The 14,958-nt window shown below is 69.2% G+C and carries 13 protein-coding genes; 9 read left to right on the top strand and 4 right to left on the bottom strand.

The genetic code is table 11. The annotated features are described in order from the left end of the window. Nucleotides 1-15: 15 nt before the first annotated feature. Nucleotides 16-1,095 carry an adenosine deaminase gene (locus tag SH922_RS29620; RefSeq protein WP_393061178.1) on the bottom strand — a complete coding sequence of 360 codons (1,080 nt, stop codon included), beginning with the start codon at nt 1,093-1,095 and terminating at the stop codon, nt 16-18. 78 nt (nt 1,096-1,173) lie between these two features. Between SH922_RS29620 and SH922_RS29625 the strand changes: the two genes are divergently transcribed. After that, nucleotides 1,174-1,950, top strand: a complete 777-nt coding sequence (locus tag SH922_RS29625) for a DUF4190 domain-containing protein (protein ID WP_393061180.1) — start codon at nt 1,174-1,176, stop codon at nt 1,948-1,950. Nucleotides 1,951-2,105: 155 nt separating this feature from the next. Here the strand turns inward: SH922_RS29625 and SH922_RS29630 are convergent, their stop codons facing one another. Next, nucleotides 2,106-2,675 carry an NADAR family protein gene (locus SH922_RS29630; RefSeq protein WP_393061182.1) on the bottom strand — a complete coding sequence of 190 codons (570 nt, stop codon included), beginning with the start codon at nt 2,673-2,675 and terminating at the stop codon, nt 2,106-2,108. A gap of 207 nt (nt 2,676-2,882) precedes the next feature. Here SH922_RS29630 and SH922_RS29635 point away from each other — a divergent pair, with 207 nt between their 5' ends. The 8 genes from SH922_RS29635 to SH922_RS29670 all read left to right on the top strand — a co-directional run bounded on the left by SH922_RS29635 (nt 2,883) and on the right by SH922_RS29670 (nt 12,559). Then, nucleotides 2,883-4,397 carry a gamma-aminobutyraldehyde dehydrogenase gene (locus tag SH922_RS29635; protein WP_393061184.1) on the top strand — a complete coding sequence of 505 codons (1,515 nt, stop codon included), beginning with the start codon at nt 2,883-2,885 and terminating at the stop codon, nt 4,395-4,397. A 43-nt stretch (nt 4,398-4,440) separates the two neighbouring features. After that, nucleotides 4,441-5,691 carry a spermidine/putrescine ABC transporter substrate-binding protein gene (locus SH922_RS29640; RefSeq protein ID WP_393061186.1) on the top strand — a complete coding sequence of 417 codons (1,251 nt, stop codon included), beginning with the start codon at nt 4,441-4,443 and terminating at the stop codon, nt 5,689-5,691. 54 nt (nt 5,692-5,745) lie between these two features. Next, nucleotides 5,746-6,894: an ABC transporter ATP-binding protein gene (locus SH922_RS29645; protein WP_393061188.1), complete on the top strand. Its 1,149-nt coding sequence runs from the start codon at nt 5,746-5,748 to the stop codon at nt 6,892-6,894. Continuing rightward, entirely contained in the window at nt 6,891-7,817 is a 927-nt protein-coding gene (locus SH922_RS29650) for an ABC transporter permease (RefSeq protein ID WP_393061190.1), read from the top strand. The genes SH922_RS29645 and SH922_RS29650 overlap by 4 nt, the downstream gene beginning before the upstream one ends. Next, a complete protein-coding gene (locus tag SH922_RS29655; protein ID WP_350995044.1) occupies nt 7,817-8,617 on the top strand; it encodes an ABC transporter permease in 801 nt (266 codons plus the stop codon). Before SH922_RS29650 ends, SH922_RS29655 begins: the two co-directional genes overlap by 1 nt. Before the next feature lie 23 nt (nt 8,618-8,640). Beyond that, on the top strand, nt 8,641-10,056 hold the full coding sequence (locus tag SH922_RS29660) for an NAD(P)/FAD-dependent oxidoreductase (protein ID WP_393061192.1): 1,416 nt from the start codon (nt 8,641-8,643) through the stop codon (nt 10,054-10,056). 136 nt (nt 10,057-10,192) lie between these two features. Beyond that, nucleotides 10,193-10,642, top strand: coding sequence for a hypothetical protein (locus SH922_RS29665; protein WP_393061194.1), 450 nt, complete (start codon nt 10,193-10,195; stop codon nt 10,640-10,642). An 87-nt stretch (nt 10,643-10,729) separates the two neighbouring features. Next, nucleotides 10,730-12,559 carry a chitinase gene (locus SH922_RS29670; protein ID WP_393061196.1) on the top strand — a complete coding sequence of 610 codons (1,830 nt, stop codon included), beginning with the start codon at nt 10,730-10,732 and terminating at the stop codon, nt 12,557-12,559. Here SH922_RS29670 and SH922_RS29675 read toward each other — a convergent pair. Next, nucleotides 12,510-13,328: a phosphatase PAP2 family protein gene (locus tag SH922_RS29675; protein ID WP_393061198.1), complete on the bottom strand. Its 819-nt coding sequence runs from the start codon at nt 13,326-13,328 to the stop codon at nt 12,510-12,512. The genes SH922_RS29670 and SH922_RS29675 overlap by 50 nt on opposite strands. A 151-nt stretch (nt 13,329-13,479) precedes the next feature. Then, the gene (gabT, locus tag SH922_RS29680) at nt 13,480-14,820 is read right to left on the bottom strand and encodes a 4-aminobutyrate--2-oxoglutarate transaminase (protein WP_362550367.1); all 1,341 of its coding nucleotides are present in this window, start codon (nt 14,818-14,820) and stop codon (nt 13,480-13,482) included. Nucleotides 14,821-14,958: the final 138 nt, after the last annotated feature.

Here is a 14,958-nt window from a genome sequence, read left to right on the forward strand (position 1 = left end):
GTCACCACCGAGGGGTCACCGACCGGTGTGCTCCAGCCAGTCCGTCGTGTACGTGTCGATCTCGGAGGACAGCGTGCGCTTGGCGGCCGCGTCGAGGAAGGACGCCTCGACGGCGTTCTTCGCGAGCGCGGCGAGACCCCGTTCGTCGAGGCCGAGGAGGCGGGCCGCCACCCCGTACTCGTTGTTGAGGTCGGTGCCGAACATGGGCGGGTCGTCACTGTTGATGGTGACCAGGACACCGGCCTGGACCATCTCCCTGACGGGGTGCTGCTCGATGTCCGTCACCGCCCGGGTCGCGATGTTGGAGGTGGGGCACACCTCGAGCGGGATGCGGTGCTCGGCGAGGTGCTCCAGGAGCTTCGGGTCGCGCACCGAGCTGGTGCCGTGGCCGATGCGCTCGGCGCGCAGCGAGGTCAGCGCGTCCCAGATCGTCTGCGGTCCCGTGGTCTCCCCGGCGTGCGGCACGGAGTGCAGGCCCTCGGCGATCGCCCGGTCGAAGTAGGGCTTGAACTGCGGCCGCTCCACCCCGATCTCCGGGCCGCCGAGGCCGAAGGAGACGAGCCCCTCCGGCCGCAGGTCGACGGCGAGCCGGGTGGTCTCCTCGGCGGCTTCGAGGCCGGCCTCGCCCGGAATGTCGAAGCACCAGCGCAGTACGACCCCGAGCTCGGACTCGGCGGCCTTGCGGGCGTCCTCTATGGCCTCCATGAACGCCTGCTCGGGGATGCCGCGGCGGGTGGACGAGAAGGGGGTGACGGTCAGTTCCGCGTAACGGATGTTCTGCCGCGCCATGTCGCGGGCGACCTCGAACGTCAGCAGCCGGACGTCCTCCGGGGTGCGGATCAGATCCACGACCGAGAGGTACACGTCGATGAAGTGGCCGAAGTCGGTGAAGGAGAAGTAGTCGGCCAGTGCCTCGGGGTCGGTGGGGACCTTGGAGTCGGGGTGGTGGGCGGCCAGTTCGGCGACGATGCGGGGCGAGGCGGAACCGACATGGTGGACATGGAGCTCGGCCTTGGGCAGCCCTGCGATGAAGGGGTGCAGATCGGTCATCGGATCCTCCGGGGGCAGGGGTGGTGCGGAGCCCGGGTACGTCATGGAACCGGGCAGGGGACGGGAGTCATCGTAGGACGGGGGCGGCCCGTAGCATGACGGGCATCACGATGGGGGAGGCCCATGTCAGACAACACAGAACGGCCCGCGGACGGGGCCGCGCCGCGCGATCCGTGGGCTCCGCCGGACAACCGGGTGCCGCTGGACAAGAACACCGGGGACACCCGCCCGCAGACGGACGGCGGCACGGGGAATCCCGGCCCGCCGCCCGTGCACGACCAGCAGACGGTCACGTCGATGCCTGGCGTCGGAACGGGCCCGATACCGACGGCCGGCTTCGGACCGCCCGACCAGGGACAGCCGGCCGGCCCCGGCGGCTGGCAGGGCCCCGGGACGGTGCCGCCACCGCCGGTCGGACCGAACGGCCCCGGGCACGGGGCACCGCCGCCGGCGGGGCAGTACGGCTACCCGGCCCCGCCGCAGTCGCAGTACGGCTACCCCGCACCGCCGGTTCCGCAGTACGGCGGCGACTACGCGGGCTATGGCGGCCAGCCCGTATGGGGCGCCACCGGGCCCTCGAACGGCATGGGCACGGCGGCGATGGTGCTGGGGATCCTGGCCATCTGCCTCTTCTGCATGTACGGCATCCCGAGTCTCGTCCTGGGCACCCTCGCGTTGATCTTCGGCATCATCGGCCGCAAGCGGGCCGGGCGCGGCGAAGCGGACAACGCCGGTCAGGCGCTGGCCGGGATCATCCTGGGCTCCATAGGCATAGTCATCGGCGTCATCATCATCGGAGGCCTCATCTGGCTCTTCGCCACGCACGCGGATGAGTTCAACGACGACACCTACGGCGACGACACGTACGGGACGTCCCTGGTCGTCGAAGACGCACGGTGACGTGTCCGGTCGTCGACGACGCACGATGACGTCCCTGGTCGTCGACGACGCACGGTGACATCCCCGGTCCCGGTCACCGCGCGATGCGCGACAACGGCCAGGACGCAGCGGCCCGCGGGGCGGTGGGAGATCATCCCGCCGCCCCGCGGGCCGTCTCATATCCCGCTCGACCCGTCCCGCAGCGCGGCCCGCGCATCCATCAGCGCGAACCCCAGCAGATTCAGGCCGCGCCAGGTCGCCGGATTCTCCGCGCGCGGATCGTCCGCCGCCAGCCCGATGCCCCAGATCCGGTCCATCGGGCTCGCCTCGACCAGCATCCGCTCGCCCGTGCCCAGCAGAAACTTCCGCAGCTCCGGGTTCTGGCCGAACTTGTGGATGCTCCCCTTGACCACGAGCCCGTACCGCTCGCGCTCCCAGACGGTCTCGTCGAAATCGCGGACCAGCCGGCCCACCTTCTTCGCCTGGGCCGGGCTCTTCGCTGCCACCGCCTGCTTCGCGGACTCCTCGTCACCGAACAGCCTCGCCTTGCCGGCCATCATCCAGTGCTCGGCCGACGCATACGTCACCCCGTCGACCTCGAAGGGCGAGGGCCACCACTGGCTGAGGCAGCTCGCACCGATCCGGCCGTCCTGGCGCGGCCGGTGCCCCCAGAACAGCAGGTACTTCACTGGCTCGCCCAGCGACACGAGCCCGCCGACATGCCGGACATCCCCGATGTGTTCCATGACACGCGATTCTGGCATCCGCCACTGACACTACGTACGGGGATTTCCGTGCCGACGCGACACATGGTCGACAGATTCCGTCGCGTAACCAAAAGGCAACAACGGAATCACTTGTTGGGCTCGGTCCCCTCTGTCAGGATCGGCAGTCAAATCGAGCAGAAGCTACGCCGCCCCCGGTCTGCGGGGACAGCGGCGGAGGAGAGCGTGATGGGCAACAGCTTCCAGGTGCAGGACCGCTTCGCGGACGGCGCGCAGTACATCGGCGGAAGGCTGCGGTCCGGCACATCAGGACGCAGGCACGAGGTGGTGAACCCGGCGACGGGCGAGACCGTCTACAGCTACGAACTGGCGGGCACCGCCGACGTCGACGCGGCCGTAGCCGCGGCGCGCGACGCCTTCCCCGGCTGGTCGGGGGCGACCCCGGCCGAGCGCTCCGAGGCGATGCACCGCTTCGCCGCCGTCCTCGCCGAGCAGGCGGACGACTTCGCGTACGCGGAGTCCCTCCAGTGCGGCAAGCCGGTGAAGCTCTCCACCGAGTTCGACGTCCCCGGCACGGTCGACAACACCTCCTTCTTCGCCGGCGCCGCCCGCCACCTGGAGGGCAGGTCCGCCGGTGAGTACGACGGCGACCACACCTCGTACGTACGACGTGAGGCGATCGGCGTCGTCGGCTCCATCGCCCCCTGGAACTACCCGCTCCAGATGGCCGCCTGGAAGGTCCTCCCGGCCATCGCCGCGGGCAACACCATCGTGCTCAAGCCCGCCGAGATCACCCCGCTGACCTCGCTGATGTTCGCGCAGGCGGCCACCGAGGCCGGCATCCCGGACGGCGTGATCAACATCGTCACCGGCGCCGGCAAGGACGCCGGTGAACACCTCGTCGGCCACCCGGACGTCGTGATGACCTCCTTCACCGGCTCCACCGCCGTCGGCAAGCGCGTCGCGGAGATCGCCACCTCCACCGTCAAGCGCCTCCACCTCGAACTCGGCGGCAAGGCCCCCTTCCTGGTCTTCGACGACGCCGACCTGGAGGCCGCGGTCAACGGAGCCGTCGCCGGATCACTCATCAACACAGGCCAGGACTGCACGGCAGCCACCCGGGTCTATGTCCAGCGCCCGCTCCACGACGCCTTCGTCCAGGGCGTCGCCGCGCTGATGGAGACCGTCCGGCTCGGCGACCCGTTCGACCCGAAGACCGACCTGGGCCCGCTGATCAGCCACGCCCAGCGCGACCGGGTCGCCGGCTTCGTCGAGCGCGCCCGCGCCTACGCCACGGTCGTCACCGGCGGCGAGGCCCCGGGCGGCGACCTGGCCGACGGCGCCTACTACCGGCCGACCCTGGTCGCCGGGGCCGCCCAGGACAGCGAGATCGTCCAGTCCGAGATCTTCGGCCCCGTCCTGGTCGTCCTGCCCTTCGACACCGACGACGAAGGCATCGCCCTGGCCAACGACACCCCCTACGGACTCGCCGCCTCCGCCTGGACCCGCGACCTGTACCGGGCGGGCCGGGCCACCCGCGAGATCAAGGCGGGCTGCGTCTGGATCAACGACCACATTCCGATCATCAGTGAGATGCCGCACGGCGGATACAAGGCCAGCGGCTTCGGCAAGGACATGTCGGCGTACTCCTTCGAGGAGTACACGCAGGTCAAGCACGTCATGTACGACAACACCGCGGTCGCCCGGAAGGACTGGCACCGCACGATCTTCGGGGACCGATAACCAGGCCGGTCCGGCCGCACACCCACCCGAAAGGGCAACGCGTATGGAGCAGTACGAGCCCGAGCGTCTCTCCGCGGCCCAGCTGGCCGCGATGCGCCGGAGTCTGACCAATGGCAGGGGAGCCCTCACCCGCCGATCGATGTTGCGCGCCTCAGGCCTCGGCGCGCTCGCGATCGGGGGCCTGGGGACGCTGAGCGCGTGCGGCATCCCGCCCGCCAAGAGGGAGGGCGACGCGGCGGCGGCCTCGGACGACCACTCGGCCAAGGAGAAACAGGTCAACTTCTCCAACTGGACCGAGTACATGGACGTCAGTGAGGACGAGAAGCACCGGCCCACGCTGGACGCGTTCACCGAACGCACCGGGATCAAGGTCAAGTACACCGAGGACATCAACGACAACGTCGAGTTCTTCGGGAAGATCAAACCTCAGCTCGCGGCCGGCCAGGACACCGGCCGCGACCTGATCATCGTCACTGACTGGCTGGCCGCCCGCATCATCCGGCTCGGCTGGGCCCAGAAGCTCGACCCCGTGAACCTGCCGCACGCCTTCGCCAACCTCTCGGCCCAGTTCCGCACCCCCGACTGGGACCCCGGCCGCGCCTACTCCTACCCTTGGACCGGCATCCCGACGGTCATCGCCTACAACTCCAAGGCGACCGACGGCCGCAAGGTCGACTCCGTGACGCAGCTGCTCGACGACCCCACGCTCAAGGGCCGGGTCGGTTTCCTCTCCGAGATGCGCGACTCCGTCGGCATGACCCTGCTCGACATGGGCAAGGACCCGGGGAAGTTCACCGACGCCGACTACGACGCGGCGATAGGCCGGCTCCAGAAGGGCGTCGACAAGAACCAGATACGCCGCTTCACCGGCAACGACTACACCGCCGACCTCGACAAGGGCGACATCGCCGCCTGCGTCGCCTGGGCAGGCGACATCATCCAGCTCCAGGCCGGAAACCCGGACATCAAGTTCGCCATCCCGGCTGCCGGATACATCACCTCCAGCGACAACATGCTGGTCCCGGCCAAGGCCCGGCACAAGACCAACGCCGAGAAGCTCATGGACTACTACTACGAGCCCTCGGTCGCCGCCCAGCTCGCCGCGTACATCAACTACGTCTGCCCGGTCGACGGGGTCCGTGACGAACTCGCCAGGATCGACAAGGCGATGGCCGCCAACACGCTGATCCTCCCGGACAAGGCGATGGCCGCCAGGTCGCACGCCTTCCGCTCCCTCACCTCCAAGGAAGAGACGGCGTACGAGGAGAAGTTCGCCAAGCTCATCGGCGCCTGACGCCACGCACCTCCTCCCCCTGATCTCCCTCTGACACCACTGGGACTGCGATCCATGACACAGCAGCAGACAGGCGGCGACGTCCGCCTCACCGGGATCAGCAAGACGTACGGCTCCTTCGCCGCCGTCCAACCGCTCGATCTGACCGTCCCGCAGGGCTCCTTCTTCGCGCTGCTCGGCGCGTCCGGCTGCGGCAAGACCACCACCCTGCGGATGATCGCGGGCCTGGAGGAGGCCACCACCGGCACCATTTCGCTCGGGGGCCGGGACATCACCGACCTCCCCCCGTACAAGCGGCCCGTCAACACGGTCTTCCAGAGCTACGCGCTGTTCCCGCACCTCGACATCACGGAGAACGTCGCCTTCGGTCTGCGCCGGCGCGGCATCAAGTCGGTGAAGAAGCAGGTCGACGACATGCTGGAGCTCGTCCAGCTCGGCGACTTCGCGAAGCGCAAGCCCCATCAGCTCTCCGGCGGCCAGCAGCAGCGCGTCGCCGTGGCCCGCGCCCTGATCAACCACCCGCAGGTGCTGCTGCTCGACGAACCGCTCGGCGCCCTCGACCTCAAGCTGCGCCGCCAGATGCAGCTCGAACTCAAGCGCATCCAGACCGAGGTCGGCATCACCTTCATCCACGTCACCCACGACCAGGAGGAGGCCATGACCATGGCCGACACCGTCGCGGTGATGAACGGGGGCCGGGTCGAGCAGCTCGGCAACCCCGCCGATCTCTACGAGAACCCGAGGACCACCTTCGTCGCCAACTTCCTCGGCACCTCGAACCTCATCGAGGGCGAAGTCGTCTCCACGGGCACGGACATCGTCGTCTCGGCCGGCGGCGGGAAGCTGCGCCTGCCCACCGACCGGTGTCCGGCACCGACCGCGAACGGCGGCAGGCTGCTCCTCGGCATCCGCCCCGAGAAGATCTCCCTCGCGCACGGCGACGACGCGGACGAGATAGCCGAGGGCCGCAACCGGGTCACCGGCCGCATCGTCGACTCCAGCTTCATCGGGGTCTCCACGCAGTACGTGGTGGAGAGCCCGGCCGGCAAGTCCCTTCAGGTCTACGAGCAGAACATCGAGCGCGACACCCGGCTCACCGCCGGGGCCGAGGTCGTCCTGCACTGGAACCCGGCGCACACGTTCGGCCTGGACGCAGCCCAGGACATCGACGCCGGTGTGGAGACGGTGGAGGACGCGGCGTGAGCCTCACAAAGGAGGCGCCACCGGCCCCCGCCACCGAGCCGGAAGTGCGCAAGCCCTCCACCCGCAAGCGCCTCGTCCCCTACTGGCTGCTGCTCCCCGGCATCCTGTGGCTCGTCGTCTTCTTCGCGCTGCCGCTGGTCTACCAGGCGTCGACCTCCGTACAGACGGGATCCCTGGAGAAGGGGTTCGAGGTCACCTGGCACTTCCAGACGTACTGGGACGCGCTGACCGACTACTACCCGCAGTTCATCCGGTCCCTGCTGTACGCGGGCACCGCGACGATCCTGTGCCTGCTCCTGGGCTACCCGCTCGCCTATCTCATCGCGTTCAAGGCCGGCCGCTGGCGCAACCTGGTGCTGGTGCTGGTCATCGCCCCGTTCTTCACCAGCTTCCTGATCCGTACGCTCGCCTGGAAGACGATCCTCGCGGACGGCGGCGCGGTCGTCGACGTACTGAACACGTTGCACGTCCTGGACGTCACCAGCTGGCTCGGCTGGACCGAGAGCAACCGCGTCCTGGCCACCCCGATGGCGGTGGTCTGCGGTCTCACGTACAACTTCCTGCCGTTCATGATCCTGCCGCTCTACACCTCGCTGGAGCGGATCGACGGCCGGCTGCACGAGGCCGCCGGGGACCTGTACGCCACGCCCGCCACCACCTTCCGCAAGGTGACGTTCCCGCTGTCCATGCCGGGTGTCGTCTCCGGGACGCTGCTGACCTTCATCCCGGCCAGCGGTGACTACGTCAACGCGGAACTCCTGGGCTCCACCGACACCAAGATGGTCGGCAGCGTCATCCAGAGCCAGTTCCTGCGCGTCCTCGACTACCCGACGGCGGCCGCGCTCTCCTTCATCCTCATGGCGGTCGTCCTGATCATGGTCACCGTCTACATCCGCCGCTCCGGGACGGAGGACCTGGTCTGATGCCCGTACTGCGCTGGCTGCGACGCCATCTGATCGTCATCGCGGGTCTGCTGACCCTCGCCTACATGATCCTGCCGAACATCGTCGTGATGGTGTTCTCCTTCAACAAGCCCAACGGGCGTTTCAACTACTCCTGGCAGCGTTTCTCGACCGACGCCTGGAAGGACCCCTGCGGCGTCGCCGACATGTGCGGCTCGCTCTCGCTCTCCCTCCAGATCGCCGTCTGGGCCACGGTCGGCGCGACCGTGCTCGGCACGATGATCGCGTTCGCCCTGGTCCGCTACCGCTTCCGGGCACGCGGCGCGATCAACTCGCTGATCTTCCTGCCGATGGCGATGCCCGAAGTCGTCATGGCCGCCTCGCTGCTCACGCTGTTCCTCAACATGGGTGCGCAGCTCGGCTTCTGGACGATCCTCATCGCCCACATCATGTTTTGCCTCAGCTTCGTCGTGACGGCCGTCAAGGCGCGCGTCATGTCGATGGACCCGAGGCTGGAGGAGGCGGCACGCGATCTGTACGCCGGACCCGTGCAGACCTTCGTACGGGTGACCCTGCCGATCGCCGCCCCCGGAATCGCCGCGGGAGCGCTGCTCGCCTTCGCGCTCTCCTTCGACGATTTCATCATCACCAATTTCAACGCGGGCTCCACCGTGACCTTCCCCATGTTCGTCTGGGGCTCGGCACAGCGCGGCACTCCCGTGCAGATCAACGTCATCGGCACAGCGATGTTCATCATTGCGGTACTGGTGGTACTCGTCGGCCAGCTGATCGCGAACCGGCGGAAGAACGCACGACCCTGAAAGTCCCGAAGGAGTTGGAAACCATGGCCCCAGTTGCCATGCGTACTGCCGCACGATCACTCTCCGACGCCAAGCCGGTGTCCTTCTGGCTCGACGACCCCGGCAGGCCCGAGGCGCTCGGCGCGCTCACCGGCGACGAGCAATGCGATCTCCTCGTCATCGGTGGCGGCTACAGCGGACTGTGGACCGCGCTGCTCGCCAAGGAACGTGAACCGGAACGTGATGTCGTACTGATCGAGGGGCACGAGACGGGCTGGGCCGCCTCGGGCCGCAACGGCGGATTCTGTGCCGCCTCCCTCACCCACGGCCTGCCCAACGGACTGGAGCGCTGGCCGGGCGAGATCGCGCAACTGGAGGAGCTGGGCGCGCGCAATCTCGACGCCATCGAGGCGGCAGTCGCCCGCTACTCCATCGACTGCGAGTTCGAGCGCACCGGCGAGATCGATGTCGCCACCCAGCCCCACCAGCTCGAAGAGCTGCGGGAATGGCACCAGGAGAGCGAACGGCACGGCTTCGGCGGGGTCGAGTTCCTCGACCGCGACGCGCTGCGCGCAGAAGTCGACTCGCCGACCTTCCTGGGCGGCCTCTGGGACCGGAACGGCGTCGCGATGCTGCATCCGGCCAAGCTGGTCTGGGGCCTGAAGCAGGCCTGCCTCGACCTGGGTGTGCGGATCTACGAACACACCCGGGGGCTGGAACTGGCCCGGACCGCAACCGGAATGGCGGTTCGCACGCCGTACGGAAAGGTCCTCGCCCGCCACGTCGCCCTGGGCACGAACATCTTCCCCTCACTCGTGAAGCGGGTCCGCCCGTACACCGTCCCGGTCTACGACTACGCGTTGATGACCGAGCCGCTGACCGAGGACCAGCTCGCCGCCATCGGGTGGAAGAACCGTCAGGGACTGGGGGACAGCGCCAATCAGTTCCACTACTTCCGGCTTTCCGCGGACAACCGGATCCTGTGGGGCGGATACGACGCGATCTATCCGTACGGAGGCCGGCTCAGCGCCGATCTCGATCAGCGGCCCGAGACGTTCCTGAAGCTCGCCGGGCAGTTCTTCGAGTGTTTTCCGCAATTGGCGGGCGTGCGTTTCAGTCATGCCTGGGGCGGTGCGATCGACACCTGTTCCCGCTTCTCCGCATTCTTCGGAACGGCCCATCAGGGCCGGGTCGCCTATGCCGCCGGATTCACCGGACTCGGCGTCGGGGCCACCCGGTTCGGAGCCGATGTCATGCTCGACCTCCTCGCGGGGACACGGACCGAGCGCACCACGCTGGAGATGGTGCGGACCAAGCCGATGCCGTTCCCGCCGGAGCCCCTCGCCTGGGCCGGGATCGAGTTGACGAAGCGGTCGCTGGCCAGGGCGGACAACAACGGCGGACACCGCAATCTGTGGCTGCGGACGATGGACCGCGTGGGCCTCGGTTTCGACAGCTGAGCCCCGGGGCGCTGCCTCGTGACCCAGCTCACCACCGATTGGTAGCCGAACCCGCGTAATGGATCGGCCCGACCCCTCTCTCCCGGGTGAACGCACCGGCAACTCCTGCCGGTGCGACACGGAATGGAGGCCGGCCATGACGGGCACGGGGGTCAGGGCAGCAGTGGAGTGGCTTGCGTCGGTGGCGCCGGACCCGGAGGCCTGCCGGTGGGAATGGGAGCGCAGTACGCGAGGGATCGCGCTCCTTCCCGCCGGCCGGCGCTGGGACGTGCTGATTCTTCCGGGGGAGCTGGGCTATCCGACGCTCGACGTGCTCACCCGTCTCATCGACCGGCCGGGACCGGTTCTCTCCGACTTCGGCGACGCGCGCATGGGCTTCTTCGTGCCACCGGGCACGGTCGCCCGCTGGGTGGGCACGGGGGTACGGGGCGCGGGCCAGGGCACCTGGATCGTGGTCCCCCACCCGGGACGGTCCGCCGTCGGCGGGGTGCGCTGGCTGATCCCGCCGGACGGGTCCGGCACACTCACCGACGCCACGCTGCTGGAACTGGCGATGCACGAGGCAGCGGCGGGAAGCAGGGAATAGAGGGCTGAGTGCCAGAGGTCTTGACAACCTGATTGGTCTGGACCATGTTGTGCGCCACACCCAATTCCCCCCTGCACGGAGGCCGTTGTGGAACGCACGGGACCCCCCGCCCGCATGACCGGACTTCTGGCCGCCTTCTCGGCTGCCCTGCTGGCTGCCGGCGGGCTGGCCGCCACGGCACCGGGCGCCGCCGCGGCCGACGCCGATCTGGCGCGCAACGGCAACTTCGAGGCAGGCCTGAGCGGCTGGAACTGTACGGGCGGCAGCGGAGCCGCCGTCAGCACGCCCGTGCACGGCGGCACCTCCGCACTGAAGGCGACTCCGGCCGGCAGCGACAACGCCAAGTGCTCCCAGGCCGTGACGGTCAAGCCCGGCTCCACGTACACGCTGAGCGCCTGGGTGCAGGGCAGCTACGTCTACCTGGGTGCGGAGGGCACCGGCACGACGGACGTGTCCACCTGGACGCAGTCCGCCGGGGACTGGAAGCAGCTCACCACCACCTTCAGGACGGGCGCGTCGACCACCTCGGTCACCGTGTACACGCACGGCTGGTACGGCACCCCCGCCTACTACGCCGACGACCTCACCCTCGTCGGCCCCGGCGGCGACCCGGTCGCGCTCCCGGCGGTCCCCGCGGGCCTCAAGGCCGGCACGCCCACCTCGTCCTCGGTCCCGCTGTCCTGGACCGCCGCCGCGGGCGCCACAGGCTACAACGTCTACCAGGGCGGCACGAAGGTCCTCTCCGCCACCGGCACCTCGGCGACCGTGACGGGCCTGGCCGCCTCGACCGCGTACAGCTTCCAGGTCAGCGCCACCAACGCCGCAGGCGAGTCCGCGAAGTCCGCCGCCGTCTCCGCCACCACGACCACCGGCAGCAGCGGGGGAGGAGGCGGCGCGGACCTGCCGGCCCACGCGCTCGTCGGCTATCTGCACTCCAGCTTCGCCAACGGCTCCGGCTACACCCGGATGGCGGACGTGCCCGACTCCTGGGACGTCATCGATCTGGCCTTCGGCGAGCCCACCTCCGTCACCTCCGGCGACATCCGCTTCTCGCTCTGCCCGGTCACCGAGTGCCCGAACGTCGAGTCCGTGGCCGAGTTCAAGGCGGCCATCAAGGCCAAGCAGGCCGCGGGCAAGAAGGTGCTGATCTCCATCGGCGGCGCCAACGGCCAGGTACAGCTCGCCAGCACCGCCGCTCGCGACACGTTCGTCTCCTCGGTCAGCAAGATCATCGACGAGTACGGCCTGGACGGCCTGGACATCGACTTCGAGGGCCACTCCCTCTCGCTGAACACCGGCGACACCGACTTCCGCAGCCCCACCACCCCGGTCGTGGTCAACCTGATCTCCGCCGTGAAGACCCTCAAGGCCAAGTACGGCGCGAAGTTCGTCCTCACGATGGCTCCCGAGACCTTCTTCGTGCAGCTCGGCTACCAGTACTACGGCTCCGGGCCGTGGGGCGGTCAGGACCCGCGTGCCGGGGCCTACCTGCCGGTGATCCACGCGCTGCGGGACGACCTCACCCTGCTGCACGTCCAGGACTACAACTCGGGCTCCATCATGGGTCTGGACAACCAGTACCACTCGATGGGCGGAGCCGACTTCCACATCGCGATGACCGACATGCTGCTTACCGGGTTCCCCGTCGCCGGGGACCAGACGAAGATCTTCCCCGGCCTGCGCCCCGACCAGGTCGCGATCGGACTGCCGGCCTCCACCCAGGCAGGCAACGGGCACACCTCGCCGGCCGAGGTCACCAAGGCGCTGAACTGCCTGACGAAGAAGACGGACTGCGGCTCGTACACCACGCACGGGACGTGGTCGGGGCTGCGCGGGCTGATGACGTGGTCCGTCAACTGGGACCGCTTCAACAACTGGGAGTTCTCGAAGAACTTCGACGCCTACTTCGGCGGCTGAGCACCCACAGCGCCAGCAGCAGCACTCCGCACAGACACCAGCTGCCGATCGCATCCAGCGGCCAGTGGTAGCCGCGGAGCACCAGACCGATGCCCGTCGCCACCGTCAGCAGGACGGCGGCGACGGGCATCATCCATGCGCGTCCCACATACGGGGTCAGCAGCAGCGCCGTGGCGCCGTACGCCACCGCGGCGGTGGCCGCATGACCCGACGGGTAGTAGCCGGTGGCGTCCGTCAGCGGCCCCGGACGGGCGATCCAGCCCTTGAGCGGGACGACGAGCAGCGGCACCGCGGCCATGGCCAGGGCTGCAGCGAGGGGAGCCCGGCGCTCTCCGCGCAGCAGGCTCCAGACGATCGCGCAGCCGAGAACCGGGAGCGCGACCTGCATGTTGCCGAGATCGGCGAGGAATTCGGTGAGCCGCTGCGGGCCGTGTCCGACGAGCGCCCGGCCGGCGCGCTCGTCCAGACGGCGCAGTGGGCCGTCGGCCGTGATCTGCCAGGTGGTGAGCGCGAACAGGGCCGACAGGCCCGACACCACGGAGAAGAAAAGGGCCGTCCGGCCCGGAACAGGGGGGGTTGTTCCGGGCCGGACGGTGGGACCGGTTTGCCGCGCGCCCCGGGGGGTGTGGGGCGGGCGGCCATCCGATCGGTGAGGAGTTCCGGGGCCGGAGGCCCCAGGGGTGTGCGCGAAGGCACAACCAGGACGGCGCTGGGGAAGCTCCGACCCGGTATCGCCCGCAGTCCCCTGCGGGCGGGGTGCATCTCTCATCTGCGGAAACCGTACGTCAGGCGATGGGGGGACCGACAGGCCGAACGGTATCCCGCCATCGCCCCCGCACACCTTCTTCACAGGCCCTCACGCGGGCACCGGGCAACCCCGGAGAAAACGCCGTGCGCGCCCCCGGACCGCATGGATCGGATCAGACCCCGGCGAACGCCTGCTCGATGACGTCGAGGCCCTCGTTCAGCAGGTCCTCGCCGATCACCAGCGGCGGCAGGAAGCGCAGGACGTTGCCGTACGTGCCGCAGGTGAGGACGAGGACGCCCTCGGCGTGGCAGGCCTTCGCGAGCTGTGCGGCGACCTCCGGGTTCGGGTCCTTCGTGCCCGCCTTCACCAGCTCGATCGCGATCATCGCGCCGCGGCCGCGGATGTCACCGATGAGGTCGCCGTTGGGCAGCTTCGACTGCATCTCGGCGAGCCGGCCCTTCATGACCTCCTCGATGCGCTTCGCCTTCCCGTTCAGGTCCAGCTCGCGCATCGTCTCGATGGCGCCGAGCGCCCCAGCGCAGGCGACAGGGTTTCCGCCGTACGTACCACCGAGGCCACCGGAGTGCGCCGCGTCCATGATCTCGGCGCGGCCGGTCACGGCGGAGAGCGGCAGGCCGCCCGCGATGCCCTTGGCGGTCGTGATCAGGTCGGGGACGATGCCCTCGTCCTCGCAGGCGAACCACTGGCCGGTGCGGCAGAAGCCGGACTGGATCTCGTCGGCGACGAAGACGATGCCGTTGTCCTTGGCGAACTGCGCGATCGCCGGCAGGAAGCCCTTCGCCGGCTCGATGAAGCCGCCCTCGCCGAGGACCGGCTCGATGATGATCGCGGCGACGTTGTCCGCGCCGATCTGCTTGGTGATCTGGTCGATGGCCTGGGCGGACGCCTCCGCGCCTGCGTTCTCGGCACCGGTCGGCCAGCGGTAGCCGTACGCCACCGGAACCCGGTAGACCTCGGGCGCGAACGGACCGAAGCCCTGCTTGTACGGCATGTTCTTCGCCGTCAGCGCCATCGTCAGGTTGGTCCGGCCGTGGTAGCCGTGGTCGAAGACGACGACGGCGGTGCGCTTGGTGTAGGCGCGGGCGATCTTCACCGCGTTCTCGACGGCCTCGGCGCCCGAGTTGAACAGCGCGGACTTCTTCGCGTGGTCGCCCGGAGTGAGCTCGGCGAGCTGCTCACAGACCTCGACGTACCCCTCGTACGGCGTGACCATGAAGCAGGTGTGGGTGAAGTCGGCGAGCTGGGCGGAGGCGCGGCGCACGACAGCCTCGGCAGAGGCGCCGACGGACGTCACGGCGATGCCGGAACCGAAGTCGATCAGACGGTTCCCGTCCACGTCCTCGATGATCCCGCCGCCGGCGCGGGCGGTGAACACCGGCAGGGTGGAGCCCACACCTGCGGCGACCGTCGCGAGCCGGCGGGCCTGCAGCTCCACGGACTTCGGGCCGGGAATGGCAGTGACGACGCGGCGCTCCTGCGGAATTGCGGTCATGCGGGGCTCCTGGGGGGTGTTTCGGACGCTTCTCTTTCTGCAGGCTAGGGGTGGGGGCGGGGGTCCGGCATGCTCCGATCGGGAGTGGTGGCGGGCGTGTCCTTGTCCGCGACGGACAGATGCCGGCACGGGTCCGGC

Source organism: Streptomyces sp. LN549, assembly GCF_043203805.1.
Taxonomy (GTDB): domain Bacteria; phylum Actinomycetota; class Actinomycetes; order Streptomycetales; family Streptomycetaceae; genus Streptomyces.

Excerpts from the sequence above, each read along its gene's own strand:
- SH922_RS29625 (WP_393061180.1), top strand. The coding sequence starts at position 1,174 with ATGTCAGACAACACAGAACGGCCCGCGGACGGGGCCGCGCCGCGCGAT.
- SH922_RS29640 (WP_393061186.1), top strand. The coding sequence starts at position 4,441 with ATGGAGCAGTACGAGCCCGAGCGTCTCTCCGCGGCCCAGCTGGCCGCG.
- SH922_RS29645 (WP_393061188.1), top strand. The coding sequence starts at position 5,746 with ATGACACAGCAGCAGACAGGCGGCGACGTCCGCCTCACCGGGATCAGC.
- SH922_RS29660 (WP_393061192.1), top strand. The coding sequence starts at position 8,641 with ATGGCCCCAGTTGCCATGCGTACTGCCGCACGATCACTCTCCGACGCC.
- gabT (WP_362550367.1), bottom strand. The coding sequence starts at position 14,820 with ATGACCGCAATTCCGCAGGAGCGCCGCGTCGTCACTGCCATTCCCGGC.
- SH922_RS29630 (WP_393061182.1), bottom strand. The coding sequence starts at position 2,675 with ATGGAACACATCGGGGATGTCCGGCATGTCGGCGGGCTCGTGTCGCTG.
- SH922_RS29655 (WP_350995044.1), top strand. The coding sequence starts at position 7,817 with ATGCCCGTACTGCGCTGGCTGCGACGCCATCTGATCGTCATCGCGGGT.
- SH922_RS29620 (WP_393061178.1), bottom strand. The coding sequence starts at position 1,095 with ATGACGTACCCGGGCTCCGCACCACCCCTGCCCCCGGAGGATCCGATG.
- SH922_RS29675 (WP_393061198.1), bottom strand. The coding sequence starts at position 13,328 with ATGAGAGATGCACCCCGCCCGCAGGGGACTGCGGGCGATACCGGGTCG.
- SH922_RS29665 (WP_393061194.1), top strand. The coding sequence starts at position 10,193 with ATGACGGGCACGGGGGTCAGGGCAGCAGTGGAGTGGCTTGCGTCGGTG.
- SH922_RS29635 (WP_393061184.1), top strand. The coding sequence starts at position 2,883 with ATGGGCAACAGCTTCCAGGTGCAGGACCGCTTCGCGGACGGCGCGCAG.